15 protein-coding genes are annotated in these 19,328 nt (G+C 51.7%); 5 read left to right on the top strand and 10 right to left on the bottom strand.

Annotated elements, in window-relative coordinates; translation table 11 throughout:
* Positions 1-2 precede the first annotated feature (2 nt).
* Positions 3-2,396, bottom strand: a complete 2,394-nt coding sequence (gene thrA / locus DW350_RS09760; RefSeq protein WP_192954637.1) for a bifunctional aspartate kinase/homoserine dehydrogenase I — start codon at positions 2,394-2,396, stop codon at positions 3-5.
* Positions 2,397-2,619: 223 nt separating this feature from the next.
* On the bottom strand, positions 2,620-3,702 hold the full coding sequence (locus DW350_RS09755) for a porin (RefSeq protein ID WP_115718683.1): 1,083 nt from the start codon (positions 3,700-3,702) through the stop codon (positions 2,620-2,622).
* A 144-nt stretch (positions 3,703-3,846) separates the two neighbouring features.
* Here DW350_RS09755 and DW350_RS09750 point away from each other — a divergent pair, with 144 nt between their 5' ends.
* The 3 genes from DW350_RS09750 (at position 3,847) to DW350_RS09740 (ending at position 6,441) form a co-directional block, all read left to right on the top strand.
* Positions 3,847-4,332, top strand: a complete 486-nt coding sequence (locus DW350_RS09750) for a MarR family winged helix-turn-helix transcriptional regulator (RefSeq protein WP_115718682.1) — start codon at positions 3,847-3,849, stop codon at positions 4,330-4,332.
* Between the two features lie 94 nt (positions 4,333-4,426).
* Entirely contained in the window at positions 4,427-5,605 is a 1,179-nt protein-coding gene (locus DW350_RS09745) for a DcaP family trimeric outer membrane transporter (RefSeq protein ID WP_115718681.1), read from the top strand.
* 95 nt (positions 5,606-5,700) lie between these two features.
* Entirely contained in the window at positions 5,701-6,441 is a 741-nt protein-coding gene (locus DW350_RS09740) for an SDR family oxidoreductase (RefSeq protein WP_115718680.1), read from the top strand.
* Between the two features lie 45 nt (positions 6,442-6,486).
* On the opposite strand, the gene acs is transcribed toward DW350_RS09740, so the two are convergent.
* From acs to DW350_RS09725, 3 genes are all read right to left on the bottom strand, one after another.
* Complete coding sequence (gene acs, locus DW350_RS09735; protein ID WP_115718679.1) at positions 6,487-8,424, bottom strand: acetate--CoA ligase; 1,938 nt, start codon at positions 8,422-8,424, stop codon at positions 6,487-6,489.
* 126 nt (positions 8,425-8,550) lie between these two features.
* The gene (locus DW350_RS09730) at positions 8,551-10,209 is read right to left on the bottom strand and encodes a cation acetate symporter (protein WP_226911423.1); all 1,659 of its coding nucleotides are present in this window, start codon (positions 10,207-10,209) and stop codon (positions 8,551-8,553) included.
* Positions 10,206-10,517, bottom strand: coding sequence for a DUF485 domain-containing protein (locus tag DW350_RS09725; protein WP_115718678.1), 312 nt, complete (start codon positions 10,515-10,517; stop codon positions 10,206-10,208). Before DW350_RS09725 ends, DW350_RS09730 begins: the two co-directional genes overlap by 4 nt.
* 132 nt (positions 10,518-10,649) lie before the next feature.
* Here DW350_RS09725 and DW350_RS09720 point away from each other — a divergent pair, with 132 nt between their 5' ends.
* Complete coding sequence (locus DW350_RS09720; protein ID WP_115718677.1) at positions 10,650-13,988, top strand: hybrid sensor histidine kinase/response regulator; 3,339 nt, start codon at positions 10,650-10,652, stop codon at positions 13,986-13,988.
* Here the strand turns inward: DW350_RS09720 and DW350_RS09715 are convergent.
* On the bottom strand, positions 13,924-14,589 hold the full coding sequence (locus DW350_RS09715) for a response regulator transcription factor (RefSeq protein WP_115718676.1): 666 nt from the start codon (positions 14,587-14,589) through the stop codon (positions 13,924-13,926). The two genes, DW350_RS09720 and DW350_RS09715, sit on opposite strands and share 65 nt — an antisense overlap.
* Before the next feature lie 161 nt (positions 14,590-14,750).
* On the opposite strand from DW350_RS09715, the gene cobB reads away from it, so the two are divergent.
* The gene (gene cobB, locus DW350_RS09710; RefSeq protein ID WP_115718675.1) at positions 14,751-15,458 is read left to right on the top strand and encodes a Sir2 family NAD+-dependent deacetylase; all 708 of its coding nucleotides are present in this window, start codon (positions 14,751-14,753) and stop codon (positions 15,456-15,458) included.
* 76 nt (positions 15,459-15,534) lie between these two features.
* Here cobB and DW350_RS09705 read toward each other — a convergent pair whose 3' ends face one another.
* From DW350_RS09705 to potA, 4 genes are read right to left on the bottom strand one after another with little or no spacing between them, the layout of a single operon-like run.
* On the bottom strand, positions 15,535-16,578 hold the full coding sequence (locus tag DW350_RS09705; RefSeq protein ID WP_115718674.1) for an extracellular solute-binding protein: 1,044 nt from the start codon (positions 16,576-16,578) through the stop codon (positions 15,535-15,537).
* Positions 16,575-17,342 carry a spermidine/putrescine ABC transporter permease PotC gene (potC, locus tag DW350_RS09700; RefSeq protein WP_115718673.1) on the bottom strand — a complete coding sequence of 256 codons (768 nt, stop codon included), beginning with the start codon at positions 17,340-17,342 and terminating at the stop codon, positions 16,575-16,577. The genes DW350_RS09705 and potC overlap by 4 nt, the downstream gene beginning before the upstream one ends.
* The gene (gene potB / locus DW350_RS09695) at positions 17,335-18,198 is read right to left on the bottom strand and encodes a spermidine/putrescine ABC transporter permease PotB (protein ID WP_115718672.1); all 864 of its coding nucleotides are present in this window, start codon (positions 18,196-18,198) and stop codon (positions 17,335-17,337) included. The genes potC and potB overlap by 8 nt, the downstream gene beginning before the upstream one ends.
* Positions 18,185-19,285, bottom strand: coding sequence for a spermidine/putrescine ABC transporter ATP-binding protein PotA (gene potA, locus DW350_RS09690; protein WP_115720605.1), 1,101 nt, complete (start codon positions 19,283-19,285; stop codon positions 18,185-18,187). Before potA ends, potB begins: the two co-directional genes overlap by 14 nt.
* Positions 19,286-19,328: the final 43 nt, after the last annotated feature.

The raw sequence follows: 19,328 nt of genomic DNA, 5'->3' as shown, positions 1-19,328 counted from the left end.
GGTTAAACCTCCCGCATCCAGTTAAGGGTACGCAGCACATCGGCAAAAATGCCGGCTGCAGTCACGTCGGCACCCGCACCATAGCCCCGAAGTAACAGCGGAACCGGGCTGTAATAGCGAGTAAGAAAGGCGAGGGCATTTTCACCATCGCGTACACGGTACAATGGGTGGGAATCATCGACAGCAATCATCCCTGCTTTACCTTGGCCCTTGTCTATTTGCCCGACAAAACGCAGCACCTGACCATTGGCTTTGGCGGCAGCCACTTTGGCAGCCATCGCCTCATCAAGCTCTGGCAAGCGGGCTAGAAAATCACTTTTTGAGAGCTGATTAAATTCATCTGGCAACAAACCGGTCAAGGCAATGTCGGCAAGTTCAAGCTCAAAGCCGGCTTCTCGAGCGAGAATTAATACTTTTCGCGCCACATCTAAACCGGACAAGTCATCCCTGGGGTCAGGCTCGGTAAAGCCTTTTTCCATCGCTTCTTTGACAGCACTTGAAAAACTGATGCCATCTTCTAAGCGCCCCAGCAAAAAGGACAGCGAACCGGAAAGAATACCGGAGAAACTTTGCAATTCATCGCCGGCGTGCAAAAGATTTTGCAGATTTTCGATAACCGGCAAACCTGCGCCAACGGTGGTGTCGTAAAGGTAGCGGCGACGATACGCTTTTGCGGTACCTTTAAGGGATTGATAAAGGGCCAGGGAGCCAGCGTTACCTTTTTTATTCGGGGTAACCACGTGGAAGCCGGCTTCTAAAAAGGCTTGATAATCCAGTGGCAGGTCGTCACTTGCTGAGCAATCGACTAATACCGGGTTAAGCAAGTCTTGGCTAAGTGCTTTGAGCGCCTCAAGATCTAACGGTTGGCCTTGTTGCTCAAGGTCCTGATGCCAATGGGCCAAATTTAAGCCCTTGATATCAACCCGCATTGATTGGCTGTTCGACAGTGCCACCACTTTGGCATTGATACTTTGTTTAGACAGCCAATGTTGCTGGGTTTCAATCTGGCGGAGTAACTCACTGCCGACATTTCCGCACCCCAGAATGACCATTTCGAGGGGCATGGAGCTATCGAAAAAGGCCTGGTGCACCATCTTCAAACCGCGGCTGGCGCAATCGTCGGGGATAACCGCCGAGATGGCCCTTTCGGACGAGCCTTGAGCAATGGCCACCACGTTGATATTGGCACGGCCCAGCTGGGTAAAACAGCGGCCAGCAACGCCTTTGGCTTGGCACATGTTGTCGCCAATTAAGGTAAGTATCGCCAGCTCGCGCTGCACACTCACCGGGTCAAGCATGCCGGAGGCCAATTCTAAGGCAAAGGCATCTTCGATATGGCTAACGGCGCGGCGTTCGTCCACAGCATTAAGACAAAAGCTGATGCTGTATTCGCTGGAAGATTGCGTTATCAGCAGCACCGAAACACCGGCCTGGCCAACAGCGGCGAAGATACGGCTTGCCATGCCAACCATGCCTTTAAGGCCGGGGCCGCTGACCGACACCATGACCACATCATTCAAACACGACAGCGCTTTTACCGGCTTTTGTGAGGGCTCTACCTGGGTTGAGATCCGGGTGCCAGGCAGGCTCGAGTCCAAGCTTGAACGGATCCAGGTCGGAATTTGAAAACGGCCAACCGGGCCCAAGGTTTTCGGGTGTAACACTTTGGCACCGAAGTGGGAAAGTTCCAGCGCCTCTGAAAATGACAGTTGGCGCAACTTCTTGGCTTCAGGTACTAAGCGCGGGTCACATTGATAAACCCCGTCAACATCGGTCCAAATGATCAATTCATCGGCATCAAGGCAAGCGGCGAGCACTGCCGCAGAGTAGTCAGAGCCGTTGCGGCCTAAAAGACACTGGCCGCCATCGCGATGGCCTGCGTAAAAGCCAGCCATTAATGAAAGGGAAGGGAGCTTGTCACGAAGGCCTTTGCATTTATTACGAGAGGCATCAAGGTCTACAAGGGCATCAAGCTTTTGACCGTACCCAAGGAAGAGTCCAGCCGGGTCTAAAACGGTAGGCTCTTCTTTTGCTAACAGGTGGGAAAGCACCAAAACAGAAAGCCTTTCGCCAGCACTGGCAATAGCGACTCGCGTGCCTTCTGGACAGTGCCCTAATAATGAAATGCCTTGGCACCAGGCTTCAAGCTGCGTGGCCCACTGCTGCAGCGGCTCTTTCAGTTCAGGGTATCTTGCAAGCCAAGGCCGGGTGAGGTTTTCAATATCGGTGGTATCAGTGCTGTCACATAAGGCGACCAATTTATTGGTAACGCCTGCAGGCGCTGAGAGCACTGCAGAAACCGGCCCTTTTAAGAGCGCTTCTTTTACCATTACAGCTACGGCTTCAAACCTGTCAGGGTCGGCCAGAGAGCTGCCTCCGAATTTCATAACCTGCATTTTTTTCTCCAATAAACAAAAAGCCCGCCTAAGTGGCGGGCTTCTTTGTGTTGAGAAGTTGCTTTCAACTTACCAACAGCGCCCGCCGGTGCCACATAATTGTGGTACCGGTAATGGTGGTGGTAATAAGGGCGCTGAGTTGAGGCAATTTCATCAGAATGTTTAGCTCCATGTGCTTGGCCTATATCCTTCTCTCAGAAAGGGTATCGCTGTCAACTTGTTTTTAAAAATAAAAGCCAATGTTGATATTAAGCCTGGAATGCCAACCGTCATTGTCGGGGCTGGCAACACCAATGCCATCCCCTCCGGCGAACCACATGTTTTTACCGGCGATCCAGTCAATGTATGTGTAAAGGCCGCCTTTAACGAGCAAACAACCCGTGACATTTTGTATTGAATTATCAACACCTTCGCCAGATGCTAATGTTTCAGTGTGGTCGTTATAACACGTTACGGTGTCAACAAAGTCATTATTAACCGTAAATTTTTTAGCGACATTGAGCGACACTACGTCCGCTTCTGAGGCAACAGGAAAGGGGTATTGGAAGGCGGACAGCTCAACGGTATCGGTGCCGGTATCATATTTGTAGTGTGCTTCTTGCAGTTGCCATTGCCAGCCGGAATCGAGATCCCACTGGGCATGAAGGGCTGCCGCCCAGCGATTATCATCTGTTTGCGAATTATACCGATACAAACGACCAAACTGCCCAGATGCCCCCAATTTCAGCTGACTGCCATTGAAATGCAGGGTGCGTTCTGCCCTAAGGTTTATTTGGCCGTTTTCATCGGCACGCTCGCCGTCAACCGCCGCGAGGTCAAAAGAATAACGGTCGTAGCGGTCACCACTTTGATATTCGGCATTCTTAAAATAGGCAGCGTGGAAGAGCCAGTCACCATCTTTTTGCTGATAAACAATACCGGTGTCGTAATCGTCTTCCATTCCCAAATAATAGGTACCGCCAAACCAAAAACTGTGTGATGACACTGGCAGCAGCCCAAAAGGTACTTTGGTCACCCCCACTTTTATATTGCGGTTAGCATCAAAGTGGTAACCCACGTAAGCATGGTGAACGGCCTCAAAACCTTGATACCAGCGGTATTGAGCAGAATAAAACCACTTGCCCTGGTCGCCATTGATATCCAGACGAAACAGCTCAATATCCCATTCGCCATTTTCATCTTTATTTTGCTGGTCGTAGTCCTTCCATGCGTAATTCAAGCGAAAAGCGCCACCAACTTTGATGTCAGCAAGAGCAGGCTGAATACCGATAAGAAGAAGTGAAGAAGCAAGAATTGCTGGTTTCATAATCAATCCATATCGCGGGTGGGCAAAAAAGTATGGTAATAACGAGCGATTGGATCAAATCAAAGACTTATCAAAGTAATCATTCGCGATCTAAAATACCCTTCTATTACCGATAAATTTAACCAACTCGCAGATGTGGGGCATATGCAACCAGTAGATGAAGTATTGATGGCATTAAGACGGATCATTCGCGCCATCGATTTGCATTCCCGGCAATTGACTAAAGCCACTTCGTTAACCGGTCCACAATTAATGCTGCTGCGCACCATTGATGAAAATCCAGGTGACACCACTCGCAGCATCGCCAAAATGGCAAATCTATCTCAGGCTACAGTAACCAGCATTATTGACCGCCTAGAAGCAAAGGAGCTGGTGTGTCGGCAACGTTCCTCGCTAGATAAACGGAAAGTTGAACTAACGTTAACAGAGCAAGGCAAACAAGCCGTCGCTAAAGCGCCGGCGTTATTACAAAACGCCTTTATTAAACAGTTCGATGAACTTGAACTTTGGGAGCAAACATTAATACTGAGTTCCTTACAAAGGGTCGCCAGTATGATGGATGCTGAAGGCATAGATGCATCCCCCATGTTAACCCTTGAGCAACACTTGGCTTCGACCAAAGGCGAATAGGCAATTTGGGGAACTTTTGTAATATTTCGTACATGAAGTTGGCAACGCAAAAAAAGATTGCCGAAATGCAGCTACCACTACAGGAAGAGAGAACATGAAAAAGAGCCTTATCGCCGGTGCTATCGGTGCAGTAATGGCACTACCCGGGCATGCAGTTGAACTGCTGAAAACCGACACCACCACCGTTAACTTTGGTGGTTTTATTAAAGCCTCTTATCTTTACAGCGACTTCAGTGACGGCGTGCCTTCCAGCAGCAGTACTGGTCGGGTTTATTACATTCCGTCAACGATTCCTGTTTCTACTACTGGTGATACCAGCAGCGATCCAGTAACCGATTTTACTGCGCGTGAAAGCCGCTTTAATTTCGGTACCGACACCAAGCTTGATGGCCACAACATCAAAACCTTTATTGAACTGGACTTCCTGTCTGGTTTTGTAGGTGATGAGCGTGTGTCTAACTCTACCGCGCCGCGTTTGCGTCAAGCGTACATGACCTACGACAACTGGTTGTTCGGTCAAACCTTCACCACTTTTGAAAACACCAAAGCGCTGCCTGAAACCGCTGACTTCTTGGCACCTTCTGACAGTACCGCTTGCTGCCGTCAACCGATGGTACGTTATACCTCTGGCAACTGGCAGTTCGCTCTGGAAAACCCAGAAACCACTTACTCGGCATATGACTCAAGCACCCGCGTCGATGAAGACAACAGCGTGCTGCCTGACTTCATCGCCCGTTACGGCCGTAATGGCGACTGGGGTAACTTCACCATCGCCGGTTTGGTTCGCCAACTTCGTATCGACAGCTCTGAAAATGCCGCTGGCGACACCTTAGGTAAGCAAACTGCCGTAGGTTACGGTGTGTCCTTCGCCGGTATGCTGAAAGTGGGCGACATGGATGACCTGAAATACAGCTTGGCTGTAGGCGACGGTATTGGCCGCTATGTGGCGCTGAACACCTTCAACGGTGCTAGCATCGATGCCAGCGGTGACTTGGATACTATCTCCACCGTAAGCGCCTTTATTGCTTACCGTCACTTCTGGAACCCGAAACTGCGTTCAACCTTTATGCTGTCTGGTTCCTCTGCTGACAACAACAGTGAAATGCCTGAAACCATGACCAAAAGCGTAGGTTCTGTTCACGCCAACATCGTGTATTCACCGGTCAAACCGCTGACTTTCTCTACCGAATACATCTATGGCCAGCGTAAACTGGAATCTGGCGACAAAGGTACTCTGAACCGCGTTGAGTTCTCTGCTAAATACGCGTTCTAAATCGCTGTTATGATTAAAAAGCGCCGCTTGCGGCGCTTTTTTGTTTTATTGTTTTCTCCGTTTTTCTTTCGTTCTAATCCCGCTTGTAGGTTCCAATGAATCGTTTCGAAGAGCGCCGTATTCTTATTACTGGCGGCACTAATGGTATGGGATTGGCGGCTGCCAAAATGTTGTTGGCCGAAGGGGCAAAGGTTGCCCTGACCGGCATTAATCCCAAGCGCTTGGCCGCGGTAGCGACAACCTTTAAAAAGCCGCATTTGGTTTTAGAAAATAACGCCGCTAAAGCTGATACCGGGCAACAACTCGCGGCGGCAGTTGCCAACTGGGGCACCTTAGACGGGCTTTGGTTGAATGCCGGTGTCGCCGTTTTAGATGACGTTGCCAAGGTGGATTGCCAAAGCTTTGATCGCATCATGCACACCAATGTGCGTGGCCCAATGCTGCAACTTAGCGCGCTGCTTCCTTATCTAAAAGACGGTGCATCGGTGGTGCTAACATCGTCTTCCTCTGCTTATGAAGGGGCGGCAGCAACAGCGCTTTATGGCGCAGCTAAGGCGGGAGTTATTGCCTTGGCTAAAAGCTGGGTATCCGCCTTGGCCCCCAAGCGTATTCGCGTCAACGTATTGGTACCTGGCCCCATTGCTACCGGCTTTCGCGACTTCTTGGACGATGACGTCAAGGCACAGTTTGAGGCGTCGGTGCTCAACGAGGTGCCGTTAGCGAGGGTAGGCCACGCCGAAGAAGCTGCGAGCGCCGCCTTGTTTCTACTTTCAGAGCAAGCGTCTTATATAACCGGTAGTCAGTTACCGGTCGACGGCGGTTTGCTTATGCGCTAACACAAAAAAGCCCGCCATAAAGGCGGGCTAATGGTTGGTAGGGTACTACTTGTTAAGACGGCTTTGGATAAGCACGTCAATAACACCGGGATCAGCCAGGGTAGTGGTATCACCCAGAGCCTCACATTCGTTAGCCGCGATTTTACGCAAAAAGCGACGCATGATTTTGCCGGAACGGGTTTTGGGCAGACTCGGTGCCCACTGAATGAGGTCGGGGCTGGCCAGTGCACCAATTTCCTTACGTACCCATTGGCGTAGTCCTTGGCGCAGCTCTTCTGTTGCCTCAACCCCGGCATTAAGGGTGACATAGGCATAAATGCCTTGGCCCTTGATGTCATGGGGGTAACCCACAACCGCCGCTTCTGCCACATCATGGTGGGCTACCAAGGCAGATTCCACCTCAGCGGTACCCATACGGTGGCCTGAGACGTTAATAACGTCATCAACCCGACCTGTTATCCAGAAATAACCATCTTCGTCCTGGCGGGCACCGTCACCGGTGAAATAATTACCCGGGAAGGTAGAAAAGTAGGTTTGAATAAAACGTTCGTGGTCGCCAAAAACGGTGCGCATTTGGCCAGGCCAGGAATCGGTAATAACCAGGCTACCTTCTCCTGCAACCGGTGCGCCGCTGGCATCCACCAGCTGTGGCTGAATACCGAAAAAGGGCAGGGTAGCTGAGCCCGGTTTGGCATCTACCGCACCAGGCAAGGGCGCGATCATGATGCCGCCGGTCTCGGTTTGCCACCAAGTATCAACAATAGGACAGCGGCTTTTACCTATGACCTCAAAATACCACCGCCAGGCTTCGGGGTTGATGGGCTCGCCCACGGTACCCAAGATACGCAGGCTGCTACCGTCCATGTTGGCAAAGTGTTCGTCGCCTTGTGCCATTAACGAACGAATAAGTGTCGGCGCAGTGTAAACAATGGAGACTTTGTGGCGGTCAACAATTTCACCTAAACGGCTTGGCCCTGGCCAGTTAGGTACACCTTCGTGCAGCAGGCAGGTGGCACCATTGGCGAGAGGGCCGTAAACCAAATAGGAGTGCCCGGTGATCCAACCAATGTCAGCGGTGCACCAGTAAACTTCGCCAGGCTTGTAATCAAACACCACTTCGTGTGTCAAAGAGGCGTAAACCATGTAGCCGCCGGTGGTATGTAATACCCCTTTGGGTTTACCGGTAGAGCCGGAGGTATAAAGAATAAAGAGCGGATCTTCTGCCGCCATTTCTTCAGGCTGGCAGTCTTTATCGGCTGCTACTTCCAAATCGTGCCACCACAGGTCACGGCCTTCGTGCCAGGCTATTTCGCCGCCGGTGCGCTTATAGACAATGACCTTATCAACGGAGGTAACATCACTGTGGGATAGCGCCTCATCAACGCTATTTTTCAAAGGAATGGCGCGGCCACCGCGTAAACCTTCATCGGCGGTTATCACCAGTTTTGATTTGCCGTCGATAATGCGCCCGGCAATAGAATCCGGTGAAAAGCCGGCAAACACTACCGAGTGAATGGCGCCGATGCGGGCACACGCCAGCATACTGACCACCGCTTCTACCACCATCGGCATGTAAATAGTGACCACATCGCCTTTTTGAATACCTTGGGCTTTTAATACATTGGCGAAGCGGCACACTTTGGCGTGTAGCTCGCTGTAGGTGACTTTGGTTACGGTGCTGCCATCGTCTGATTCCCAAATCAGGGCAACAGTATCGCCGTTTTTGGCAAGATGACGGTCCAGGCAGTTAGCACTGGCATTGAGGGTGCCGTCTTCATACCAACGGATATGTAAATTGTGCGGGTCAAAAGAGACGTTTTTGACTTTGCTGTAAGGGGTCATCCAATCGATGCGTTTTCCCTGCTCGGCCCAGAAAGCCTCTGGATCCTCCACCGACGCCTTGTACATGGCTTGATATTTAGCCTTGTCTACATGGGTGTTGTCGGCGATGTGCTGCATGACTGGGTAGCGATCATTCAACATAGCATTCCCTACCTTTTTATCGGATTGTTTATTCGAGTATGTATAGCAAGCCCGAATAGTGACCATTAGACCAAAGTAGGAAAAACCCGGAAGATCCCGGGTTTTTCCAATCAATTAGCGCAATGTTCAGTGCTCAACAGCCCCAGTTGCACCAACGCCGGTATGGCAGCGAACAAACTGAGGAACAAAGCGGGCACGTTCCTCAGACGCCGCTTCGGATTTGTCGGTAATGCTAAAGAACCAGGTTCCGACAAAGGCCACCACCACCGAGAACAGGGCAGGGTATTTGTACGGGAAGATAGGTTCAGCAAAGCCCAGCACTGCCACCCATACCGTCGGACCAATGATCACTAAGGTGACGGCGGTAATAAGGCCCAGCCAGCCACCGATTTTGGCGCCACGGGTGGTGAGTTTTGACCAGTACATGGACAAGAACAGCACAGGAAAGTTGGTTGAAGCGGCAATAGCGAAGGCAAGGCCAACCATGAAGGCAATGTTTTGCTTCTCAAAGGCGATGCCAAGCACGATAGCCACCACCCCTAAGGCAATGGTCGCCAGGCGCGACACTTTAAGCTCTTCACGTTCAGACGCTTCACCGTGGCGGAACACACTGGCATAAAGGTCATGGGACACCGCTGAGGCCCCAGCCAGGGTTAGGCCCGATACCACCGCCAAGATGGTGGCAAAGGCAACAGCCGAGATAAAGCCGTAGAACAGGTCGCCACCTACTGCTTTGGAAAGGTGCACTGCGGCCATGTTATTGCCACCGAGCAGCGCGCCAGCGGCGTCTTTAAATTCGGCATTGGTTGATACCAGCAAGATGGCACCAAAGCCGATAATGAAAGTAAGAATGTAGAAGTAACCGATAAAGCCGGTGGCAAAGAACACCGATTTACGCGCTTCTTTAGCGTCACTCACGGTGAAAAAGCGCATCAGAATATGAGGCAAACCGGCGGTACCAAACATCAGCGCGATACCTAAGGAAATCGCTGACACCGGGTCAGACACCAAGCCGCCAGGGGCCATAATGGCTTCGCCTTTCGGGTGTACTTTGACTGATTCTTCGAAAAGGTGCGATGGGTTAAAGCCAACGTAGTAGAGCACCATCAGCGCCATAAAGGTAGCGCCACAGAGCAGTAATACCGCTTTTATAACTTGTACCCAGGTTGTTGCCAGCATGCCGCCAAAGGATACATACAGCACCATGAGTACCCCAACCAATACCACGGCGTAGTGGTAGGGCAGGCCAAACAGCAGCTGGATGAGCTTACCGGCGCCAACCATCTGCGCAATCAAATAAAGCGCCACCACCGCCAGCGAACCGCAAGCGGCAAGGGTACGAATGGGCTTTTGCTTGAGCCGGTAAGAGGCGACGTCGGCAAAGGTATAGCGGCCTAGGTTTCGAAGCCTCTCGGCAATCAAAAACAAAATCAGTGGCCAGCCCACCAAGAAACCAATGGAATAGATAAGGCCGTCAAAGCCCGACAAATAAACGAGCCCAGAGATCCCGAGGAAAGAGGCGGCAGACATATAGTCACCGGCAATGGCTAGGCCATTTTGAAAGCCGGTAATGCCGCCCCCGGCAGCGTAGTAATCAGAGGTGCTTTTGGTGTTTTTAGCCGCCCAGTAGGTGATGCCCAAGGTCAGGGCAACGAACACCAGGAACATCACAATGGCTTCAACATTGAGCGGTTGTTTTTTTACTGCCCCTTCAATGGCGTCTGCCGCCAAGGCAAGCTGAGGTAGCATAAATAACGCGGCGGGTATCAGAAGTCGTATCTTCATTTTTTCGCCTCCTCGATAACAGACTCATTTTCTGCATCGAATTCGCGGTTAGAACGGCGCACGTATATCCCGGTTAACACAAAGGCGCTAATAATGACGCCCAGGCCAACGGGGATCCCCCAAGTAACAACGGAACCGGCAAAGATAGGTTTGGCAAAGGTTTGCGGGCTAAAGGCAATAATCAAGATGAAGGCGAAGTAGATCACCAGCATAATGGCTGATAAAACCCATGCGAAGCGCTCCCTACGCACCACCATGTCCTGAAATCGCTTGCTGCTGTGTATTTTTTCGTATAGCGGATGGTCCATGATGGAACTCCTTTTTAACTAGTTGTTCACAATCTAGTCACTTCACCTTAATTTCAGCCAGTCGACTTTAGTCGAACCCACACCAAACCTGGGCTGTGGTAAAAAGAACACGTATTTAAAGGAGGCCAATGAATGCCGTTTTGGTTGATGGGAACCTGTTCCGTAATTTATGTATTGCTGCTTTTTGGTATTGCCCATCTTGGCGACAAGGGACACAAGCCGTTTAGCGTTCCTACCCGTAAAGTGGTTTATGCATTGTCGTTAGCGGTGTATTGCTCTTCCTGGACCTTTTTAGGCACCGTTGGCCAGTCCTATCATTCCATCTGGTCTTTTCTGCCGGTGTATTTAGGGCCGGTGCTGCTGCTGGCGCTGGGTTACCCGATGCTTAAAAAGCTGGTGCGGGTCTGTCATTTACAGCGCATTACCTCGGTAGCCGATTTTTTGGCCGCCCGCTACGGCAAGTCGCAAACCCTGGCGGTAACCATCACCTTGTTGGCCATTTTTGCCAGCCTGCCGTATATCGCGCTGCAGCTAAAAGCCATGGTAATGGGCTTTGAAGTACTGGCCGATAGCCGTTTGCCGCGTCTGGCAATTGCCGGTGCGGTAGCACTGGCGCTGGTGCTTTTTGCCGCTTTGTTCGGCACCCGAAAACTCGACGCCACCGAACACCACCCAGGGCTGATGCTGGCCATGGCGTTTGAGTCGGTGGTTAAGCTTGGCGCCTTGTTGGTGGTGACCCTGGTGGTGGTTTACACCAGCTTTGATGGCTTTGGGGAACTCATCTCACAAGCGGTGATAAAAGACCGTATTTCCCAGGAAGCCACGTCATCTTTGGGGTCGGTGTTAGCGCAAAGCCTGGTTGGTGCCTGCGCCTTTGTTTGTCTGCCACGGCTCTTTCACGTGATGGTGGTGGAAAACCAAGAGCAGCGCGACCTTAAAACCGCCCGCTGGGTGTTCTGCGTCTATTTGGTATTGATGGCGCTGCCGGTGGTGCCGCTGGCCATGGCCGGTAGCCTGATCGCTCCGGTTGATTTCAGCCCCGATGGCTATGTGATCTCCATTCCCCTTTACCAAGGTCACCCCTGGGTAGCGGCATTGGCCTTACTGGGGGCGATATCCGCGTCAACCAGCATGGTAGTGATGGCTGCTGTCACCATTTCTATCATGGTGTCCAACGAATTAGTGCTGCCGCTAATGCTGAGAAGCGGCCAAATTGGCGGCCGTAACTTCAGCTATTTTTCCTCGTTGCTACTGCGTATTCGCCGCTTAATTATTCTGGTGCTAATGGCGCTGGCCTTTGGCGTGTATGTGCTGCTTGGCGAGCAGCAGCATTTAGCCAGCTTTGGCATCTTTGCCTTTGGGGTATTTGCGCAATTAGCCCCGGCGCTAATAGGCGGTTTGTACTGGAGCCAGGGGCATCGCAAAGGGGTAATGCTGGGTCTATTGGCCGGCTTTAGCACCTGGTGGCTGTTGTCGGAACTGATGCTGGCAAGCTATGCGATGCTGCTGAGTCTGGTGATCAATGCCATGGTTTATTTAATGGCGTCGATGGCGTTAAGGGCCGGCGTGCGTGACCGGCTGCAAGCCGCGGCGTTCATTGCCCATACCGCCAGCCGTAACCGGGGCCGGCATCAAGGCTATTTAAGCGTTAAAGACTTGCGGCTGTTGGTGTCACGTTTTGTGGGGCCTGAGCGCGCCGAGCGCATGCTTGAGCGCTATTTGCGCGATAGCAGCCTTAATCGCCATGCGCTGCCACGCTTGGCGCCGGAAGACTTGCTGGAAGAAGCCGAGCGCCTAATGGCGTCGGTGATTGGTGCCTCGAGTGCTGCCCTTGTTCTTCGTAGCGCCATGGAAGGGCGCGACATCGGTTTAGACGATGTTGTCACCCTGGTGGATGAAGCGACCGAACAGCTGCACTTTTCTCGCGACTTGCTGCAAGGGGCGATAGAACACGCGTCGGAAGGGATGTCGGTGGTCGACCGCGATCTCAACCTTGTGGCCTGGAACCGCCGCTATTTAGAATTGTTTGAGTATCCCCCTGGCTTTATTTATGCCGGCCGGCCGGTGGCCGACCTTATCCGCTTTAATGCCGAAAGGGGCTGGTGCGGTAAGGGCTCAGTGGAAGAACACGTCGCCAGACGGGTTAATTACATGAAAATGGGCAGCCCCCATAGCTCCGAGCGCCAGCGCCCTGACGGGCAAGTGATAAAACTGCAAGGCAACCCGATGCCCAATGGCGGTTTTGTGATGACCTTTTCCGACATTACCTCCTACCGCGCCGCCGAAAGGGTGTTAAAAGACGCCAATGAAGCCTTGGAAGCGCGGGTGGAAGAGCGCACCCGCGAACTGGTTGCCGCCAAGGCAGCGGCAGATAAAGCCAATCAGGGCAAAAGCCGTTTTTTAGCGGCCTGTGGCCACGATTTAATGCAGCCCCTTAACGCCGCAAGGCTGTTTGTTTCAGCGCTCTTACAGCGCACTGAAACCGGTACCGAGCAAGAACTGTTGCTGGAAAACACCACCATTTCCTTAAAAGCAGCGGGGGAGCTGTTAACCGATCTGTTGGATATTTCAAAGCTGGATGCGGGCACCATGAAGGTGCGGCGGGTGAGCTTTGCCTTAGAAGAGCTGCTTGGCAACTTGGCTTATGAATTTAAAGCCCTGGCAGAAGAGCAGCAGATTGAATTTCACTGGGTCAGCTCCGATGCCATTGTCGATTCTGACAAAATGCTGCTGCGCCGTATTGTCCAAAACTTCCTAACCAATGCCTTTCGTTATACCCGCGGCGGTAAGGTGCTGTTGGGTGTTCGCCGCCAGGGTAAGCAACTTTGCATTGAGGTCTGGGATACCGGCCCCGGCATTGCCAAAGAAAACCTCGATATTATTTTCGAAGAATTTAAGCGCTTTGATCAGGGTGAAAAAGGCTTGGGGCTGGGGCTGGCCATTGCTGACCGAATGAGCCGCATTCTCGGCCATACCCTGGCGGTGCGCTCCTGGGAAGGAAAAGGTTCGGTGTTTTCGGTGACAGTGCCACAAGGCAACAAGCCAAGCCTAGTGGCGCAGCCGATGGTAGTGCCCAATAGCCGCAGCTTAAGTGGCCGCCATGTGCTTTGTATTGATAACGAGCAAGCCATTTTGGATGCCATGCGTTCCTTGCTAACCGGTTGGAACATGAAAGTGTCAACCGCTCGCAGCCGCGAGCAAGCGCAAGCGGTGCTGGCCAGTGAGCCAATTGATATGGTGTTAGCCGACTACCACCTTGATAACGGCGATAATGGTTTGCAGGTCATGAAAATGCTCAGAGAGCAGAAGGGCGGCCTGCTGCCGGGTATTTTGATCACTGCCGATACCCGTCAGGAATTGGTCAGCGAAACCCAGCAAGCAGGCTTTGGCTTTATGGCGAAAATGGTTAAGCCTGCGGCGCTGCGTGCCATGATGGATCGTGCGCTGGGGCAAAGCTCTGCAATGCAATAACCGCTTGCGTGCGGTTGCGTACATCGAGCTTTCTGAATATGGCGGTGGCGTGGGCCTTAATAGTGGCTTCCGACACCCCCAATTCATAGGCAATTTGTTTATTCAACAGGCCGTCGGAAAACATCACCAGCACTTTGTATTGCTGCGGCGTTAACGACGCAAGGCCTTGGGCTAGCTGGTGTTCGTTGGCCGACTGCGGCTCTGGCGTAAAGTCAGGGGGAAACCAGGTATTACCGGCCAGCACATCGTCTATGGCCTGGGCAATCACTTGCGGGTCAGACGACTTTGGCACAAACCCCAGGGCGCCGTAATGGTAAGCACGGTTAACACTGCTGTTATCTTCATGGGCAGATACCACCACCACCGGCAAGGCAGGGTGGTGTTCTCGAAGCATGATAAGAGACGAAAACCCATTAGCGCCCGGCATGGTAAGGTCCAGTAGCACCAAATCAGGTTCTTGAGCGGTTAATGCTGCTTCCAATGCTTGCACGTCGCTCACTTCACTGATGTGTGCATCGGGAAGGGCCGTCGAAATGGTAAGCCGAATGGCGGCTCGAAAAAGCGGATGATCGTCTGCTATCAGAATATTGACCGAATTCATCTGAGGCCTTGTTTTTTATGGCTGCAGGTTGAGTGTATCTATTCTGGGCGGGTAAAAAAAGTTTTTGCGCCTTTGCATAGTGGTGTAAAGATGCGCCAGTCAATGGTTTGAAATATAAGGCTTTACACCTACTGGTGTAATAAAAGCATAGGAAGTGTAACGTGAGCAAAAGCCATTACAGTAGCATTGTCGTGCTAACCGGCGCCGGTATTAGTGCCGAATCGGGTATTAAAACCTTTCGTGACCAGGGTGGTCTTTGGGAATCTCACCGGTTGGAAGACGTGGCAACGCCAGAAGCCTTTCAGCGCGACAGTGCCTTAGTGCAGCGTTTTTATAATGAACGCCGTGCACAGCTTCCTCTTGTTGAGCCTAACGACGGTCACTTGGCGCTGGCCCGCCTGGAAAAAGCAGTACCAGGCACCTTGGTTATTACCCAAAATGTTGATGATCTTCATGAAAGGGCGGGCAGTCATCACCTTATCCATATGCATGGCGAGTTAAGCAAGGCCCGCTGCGTAAAGTCAGGGCAGCTTTTCCGGGTGAAAGAGCCCCTTAGCGAACACAGTCTTTGCACCTGCTGCGTACCCGCCAATTTACTCAGGCCGCACATTGTTTGGTTCGGTGAAATGCCATTGGGGCTAGACAGAATTTTCCACGCCTTGGCCCAGTGCGATTTGTTTATCGCCATCGGCACCTCCGGGCAGGTTTACCCCGCCGCCGGCTTTGTCGATGAAGCGGCCTCGCAAGGCGCCTATTGTATCGAAATTAATGCTGACAACTCCCACATCAGCGACCGTTTTGATGAACATCGCCGTGGGCCGGCGTCAATAGAAGTGCCTAAGTTGGTTAAGGAGCTTTGCGGCCATTAATGCCAACAATCTGCTGGCGTTATTTAGCGTGAGTCGGGAAGCACTGCTAACAAAAAGGCTCCCGAAGGAGCCTTTTTTAATGACCGGTTTTTAGCTTGGTCCAGTATTTTTCGTAAATACTGATGGCCGGGCCAACGTCGGTTTGGAACTGGCCCTTATCCACGGTTTCCTTATCGGGGAAAATTACCTTGGAATTTTTAAGGGCGTCGGGCAGTAACGCCTTGCCAGCCAGGTTCGGGGTGGCATAACCCACATATTCCACGCATTCCTTGGCCACTTCCGGGCGCATCATGTAGTTAATAAACTTCAGAGCGGCGGTGGTGTGCTCAGCGTGGGAAGGTATGGCAAAGGAATCCACCCAGAAAATGGCGCCTTCTTTCGGGTAGATATAGGCAAGGTGGCCACCTTCTTTATTGGCCATATACACTTCACCGTTCCAAATCATGCCGATATCGACATCACCCGACAAATACGGCAGGCGCGGCGCGTCGGAGTTAAATACCTGGGTATTTGCCACCAGCGGCTTTAGGGTTTCGTAGGCTTTTTCAATCTGCTTCGGATCGGTGCTATTGGCGGAATAACCGTTTAAGGTCAGGCCAATTTGAAACACTTCCCGTACATCGTCTGTCAGCAGCAGCCGGCCCTTGTATTTGGGGTCGAACAAGTCTTTCCAACTGTGAATGGTTTTCGGGTCAATATCATCGGCATTAACACCAATGGCGGTTGAACCCCAGAAATAGGGCACCGAGTACTGGTTACCCGGGTCGTATTCCTTGTTAAGGAGGTTTGGGTCAAGGTTTTTAAGGTTCGGCAGCTGGCTTTTATCGAGCTTTTTAAGCAAGCCGTCTTTGCTCATCATGCTGATATAGTAAGTGGATGGCACTACCACGTCGTAGCCAGCGCCTTTGGTGAGCTTCAACTTGGCGAACATTGCCTCGTTGGACTCATAGGTTGTCACATTAACTTCAATACCTGTTTCCTTGGTGAAGTTATCAATGACATCCTGGGGGATGTATTCAGACCACACATACAGGTTCAGTTGTTTATCGTCAGCTTTTGCGGCAAAAGCACTTAAGCCAAGCGCCATTGCAAACAGGGCGCGACCTAGCTGTTTCCTCATTTTTTCTCCCTCATAAGCCATTGCGACAGCAGTACCAAAACCAGTGAGATCCCTAGCAAGATTGCAGCTAAGGCGTTGACCTCGGGTTTCACACCCACTTTCACCATTGAAAATATTTTGACCGGCAACACATCAAAGCTGGGGCCAGTGACAAAGCTGGAAATGATGACGTCATCCAGCGACAGGGTAAAGCTTAGCAACCAGCCACCGGCAATAGCGGGCTTGGCCAGTGGCATCAGTATTTTACGAAATACCACAAATTCGCTGGCGCCCAAGTCGCGTGCCGCTTCCACCATCCGTACATCAAACCCCTTCAGGCGCGCATAAACGGTGACCACCACAAACGGCAGGCAAAAGGTGGTGTGGGCAAAAAGCAATGGCCAAAAGCCCTGGCCCAAACCCAGCAGCACAAACAGCGCCAGAAACGACACCGCCATCACGATGTCGGGTGACATCATCACCACAAACAGCAAGGTAGATAGCAGGGTTTTGCCTTTAAACTGGTAGCGAAATAATGCCACTGCTGCCAAGGTGCCAATTAAGGCGGCAAAAGTGGCCGCCAGTAGCGCAATCACCAACGAATGCCAGGCTGCTTCCATCAGGCCGTGGTTGTCCCAAAGCTCGCCAAACCATTTGAAGGTAAAGCCGTCCCAACGCAGGCCAAAGCGCGATTTATTAAAGGCATTAACCAGCAAAATACCAATAGGAACATAGAGGTATACCAGCACCAAGCCAATCACGAGGGCGCGAATCGATTTAGCCATCCAGCGCCTCCTGGCGGTTAATGCGCTTGGCCGCCTGCCAGTATAAGAACAACAACAAACCCATGAAGACGGTGATCACCACACTGGCGGCCGAGCCAAAGGGCCAGTCCTGTACCAGCAGTATTTGCCGCTTGATGATATTCCCCACCAGCATGTCTTTGCCGCCGCCAAGCATGTCAGATACATAAAACATGCCCATGGCCGGCAAAAACACCAGCAGGCCACCGGCCACCACACCCGGCATGGTTAATGGCAGCACCACATGGACAAAGGTGCGAATCTTACCGGCGCCTAAATCGGCTGCCGCTTCCAGGTAACGGCCATCGAGTTTTTCAATGGCACTGTAAAGGGGCAGTATCATAAAGGGCAGCAAAATGTAGACCAGGCCGAAGATCACGGCGAAGTTACTGTAAAGCCAGGTGATGTAATGGTCGGTAATACCCAACCCCATCAGCAGGTCATTTAATAGGCCTTTGCGGCCCAGCAAAATTTTAATGGCGTAGATGCGAATCAGGCTGTTGGTCCAGAACGGTACTATCACTAAAAACAGTAAAAATGGCCGCCAGCGGGCATGCAGTTTGGCTAGTGCATAGGCAAAGGGATAGCCAATGATTAGGCAAAAGAAGGTGGCAATGGCCGACAGTTTTATCGACAGCCATAACACTTCGGCGTACAGCGGGTTTAGCAACTGGTTGTAGCTTTTAAGCGTTAACGGCAGTTGCACCAAGCTGTTGGTGTCGCCTTTTGATAAAAAACTGGAGACTAAAATCATCAGGTTTGGCAGCAGCACAAACACCAGCAGCCAAACGCTGACAAGCCCTATAGCCCAGAATTTAAAGGATTTAAGTCTGCTCATCGGCCAGTACCACCTCCCATTGTGGTACCCAGCTCACCACCACCGACTCGTTGTGGCTGTGGTCAAAATCAGGGTCGTCCTCATCAAAAAACTCCGACACCTGAATACGGTTGCCATCACTGAGCTCAACCAAAGAATCAAGGGTGGCACCCTTATAGGTGCGCTCGATCACCCGGCCTTCAAGGCCAACATCGCTACTTACAGCATCAAGGCGCAAGTCTTCCGGGCGCAGCATCACCTTCACGCGTTGGCCTACTGCAAATTGTGCCTTCCCGTTCACCTCAAAGGGCTTACCTAAAATAGTGACGTTCAGCAGGCCATCTTTTTGGCCGGTGACGGTGCCATCAAAAATATTAATTTCACCAATAAAGCGGGCCACAAACAGGCTTTTAGGGGTCTCGTAAATCTCGCGTGGGGTGCCTAACTGCTCGGCCTTGCCGTTATTCATCACCAAAATACGGTCTGACATCGACAAGGCTTCTTCCTGGTCGTGGGTGACAAACACAAAGGTAATACCCAGGCGGCGTTGCAGCTGTTTTAGCTCCCACTGCATCGACTTTCGCAGTTTGTAATCAAGGGCAGAGAGCGACTCGTCCAGCAGCAATACCTTGGGCTTATTTACCACCGCCCGGGCAATGGCTACCCGCTGCTGTTGGCCGCCAGAGAGCTGGTGAGGTTTGCGGCCAGCAAAACTGTCCAGTTGCACCATGCGCAGCACTTCTTCCACCCGGCTGCGGGTTTCACTGGCCGGCACTTTTTGCATTTTCAGGCCAAAGGCAACGTTATCGAATACCGTCATGTGCGGAAACAGCGCATAACTTTGGAACACAGTGTTAACGTTGCGCTTTTCGGCAGGAATATGGGTATTGTCTTGGCCGGCAATAAAAACACTGCCTGCGTCTGCGTCTTCCAGGCCAGCAATAAGCCTAAGAGCGGTGGTTTTACCACAGCCAGAAGGGCCGAGAATGGTAAAAAATTCCCCGTCCTGAATGGTCAAATCCAGTCCGGCTAGCACGGCTTTGCCGTCAAAGCGTTTTTCAACACTTTTGAGCACCACCACGGGTGACGAGTTTGGCGATTGAGGCATGGTTAATTTTAAACGTTGGCCTATAAAAAGGGGCATTTTAAAG

The sequence above is a fragment of the Gallaecimonas mangrovi genome (assembly GCF_003367375.1).
Lineage (GTDB): Bacteria > Pseudomonadota > Gammaproteobacteria > Enterobacterales > Gallaecimonadaceae > Gallaecimonas > Gallaecimonas mangrovi.
The sequence above is the reverse complement of the archived record's forward strand: the minus strand, read 5'-3'. Positions and strand labels throughout refer to the sequence as shown.

What these genes read in the sequence shown, in the direction of transcription:
- thrA (WP_192954637.1), bottom strand. Translation starts at nt 2,396, where the DNA reads ATGCAGGTTATGAAATTCGGAGGCAGCTCTCTGGCCGACCCTGACAGG.
- DW350_RS09755 (WP_115718683.1), bottom strand. Translation starts at nt 3,702, where the DNA reads ATGAAACCAGCAATTCTTGCTTCTTCACTTCTTCTTATCGGTATTCAG.
- DW350_RS09750 (WP_115718682.1), top strand. Translation starts at nt 3,847, where the DNA reads ATGCAACCAGTAGATGAAGTATTGATGGCATTAAGACGGATCATTCGC.
- DW350_RS09745 (WP_115718681.1), top strand. Translation starts at nt 4,427, where the DNA reads ATGAAAAAGAGCCTTATCGCCGGTGCTATCGGTGCAGTAATGGCACTA.
- DW350_RS09740 (WP_115718680.1), top strand. Translation starts at nt 5,701, where the DNA reads ATGAATCGTTTCGAAGAGCGCCGTATTCTTATTACTGGCGGCACTAAT.
- acs (WP_115718679.1), bottom strand. Translation starts at nt 8,424, where the DNA reads ATGTTGAATGATCGCTACCCAGTCATGCAGCACATCGCCGACAACACC.
- DW350_RS09730 (WP_226911423.1), bottom strand. Translation starts at nt 10,209, where the DNA reads ATGAAGATACGACTTCTGATACCCGCCGCGTTATTTATGCTACCTCAG.
- DW350_RS09725 (WP_115718678.1), bottom strand. Translation starts at nt 10,517, where the DNA reads ATGGACCATCCGCTATACGAAAAAATACACAGCAGCAAGCGATTTCAG.
- DW350_RS09720 (WP_115718677.1), top strand. Translation starts at nt 10,650, where the DNA reads ATGCCGTTTTGGTTGATGGGAACCTGTTCCGTAATTTATGTATTGCTG.
- DW350_RS09715 (WP_115718676.1), bottom strand. Translation starts at nt 14,589, where the DNA reads ATGAATTCGGTCAATATTCTGATAGCAGACGATCATCCGCTTTTTCGA.
- DW350_RS09705 (WP_115718674.1), bottom strand. Translation starts at nt 16,578, where the DNA reads ATGAGGAAACAGCTAGGTCGCGCCCTGTTTGCAATGGCGCTTGGCTTA.
- potC (WP_115718673.1), bottom strand. Translation starts at nt 17,342, where the DNA reads ATGGCTAAATCGATTCGCGCCCTCGTGATTGGCTTGGTGCTGGTATAC.
- potB (WP_115718672.1), bottom strand. Translation starts at nt 18,198, where the DNA reads ATGAGCAGACTTAAATCCTTTAAATTCTGGGCTATAGGGCTTGTCAGC.
- potA (WP_115720605.1), bottom strand. Translation starts at nt 19,285, where the DNA reads ATGCCTCAATCGCCAAACTCGTCACCCGTGGTGGTGCTCAAAAGTGTT.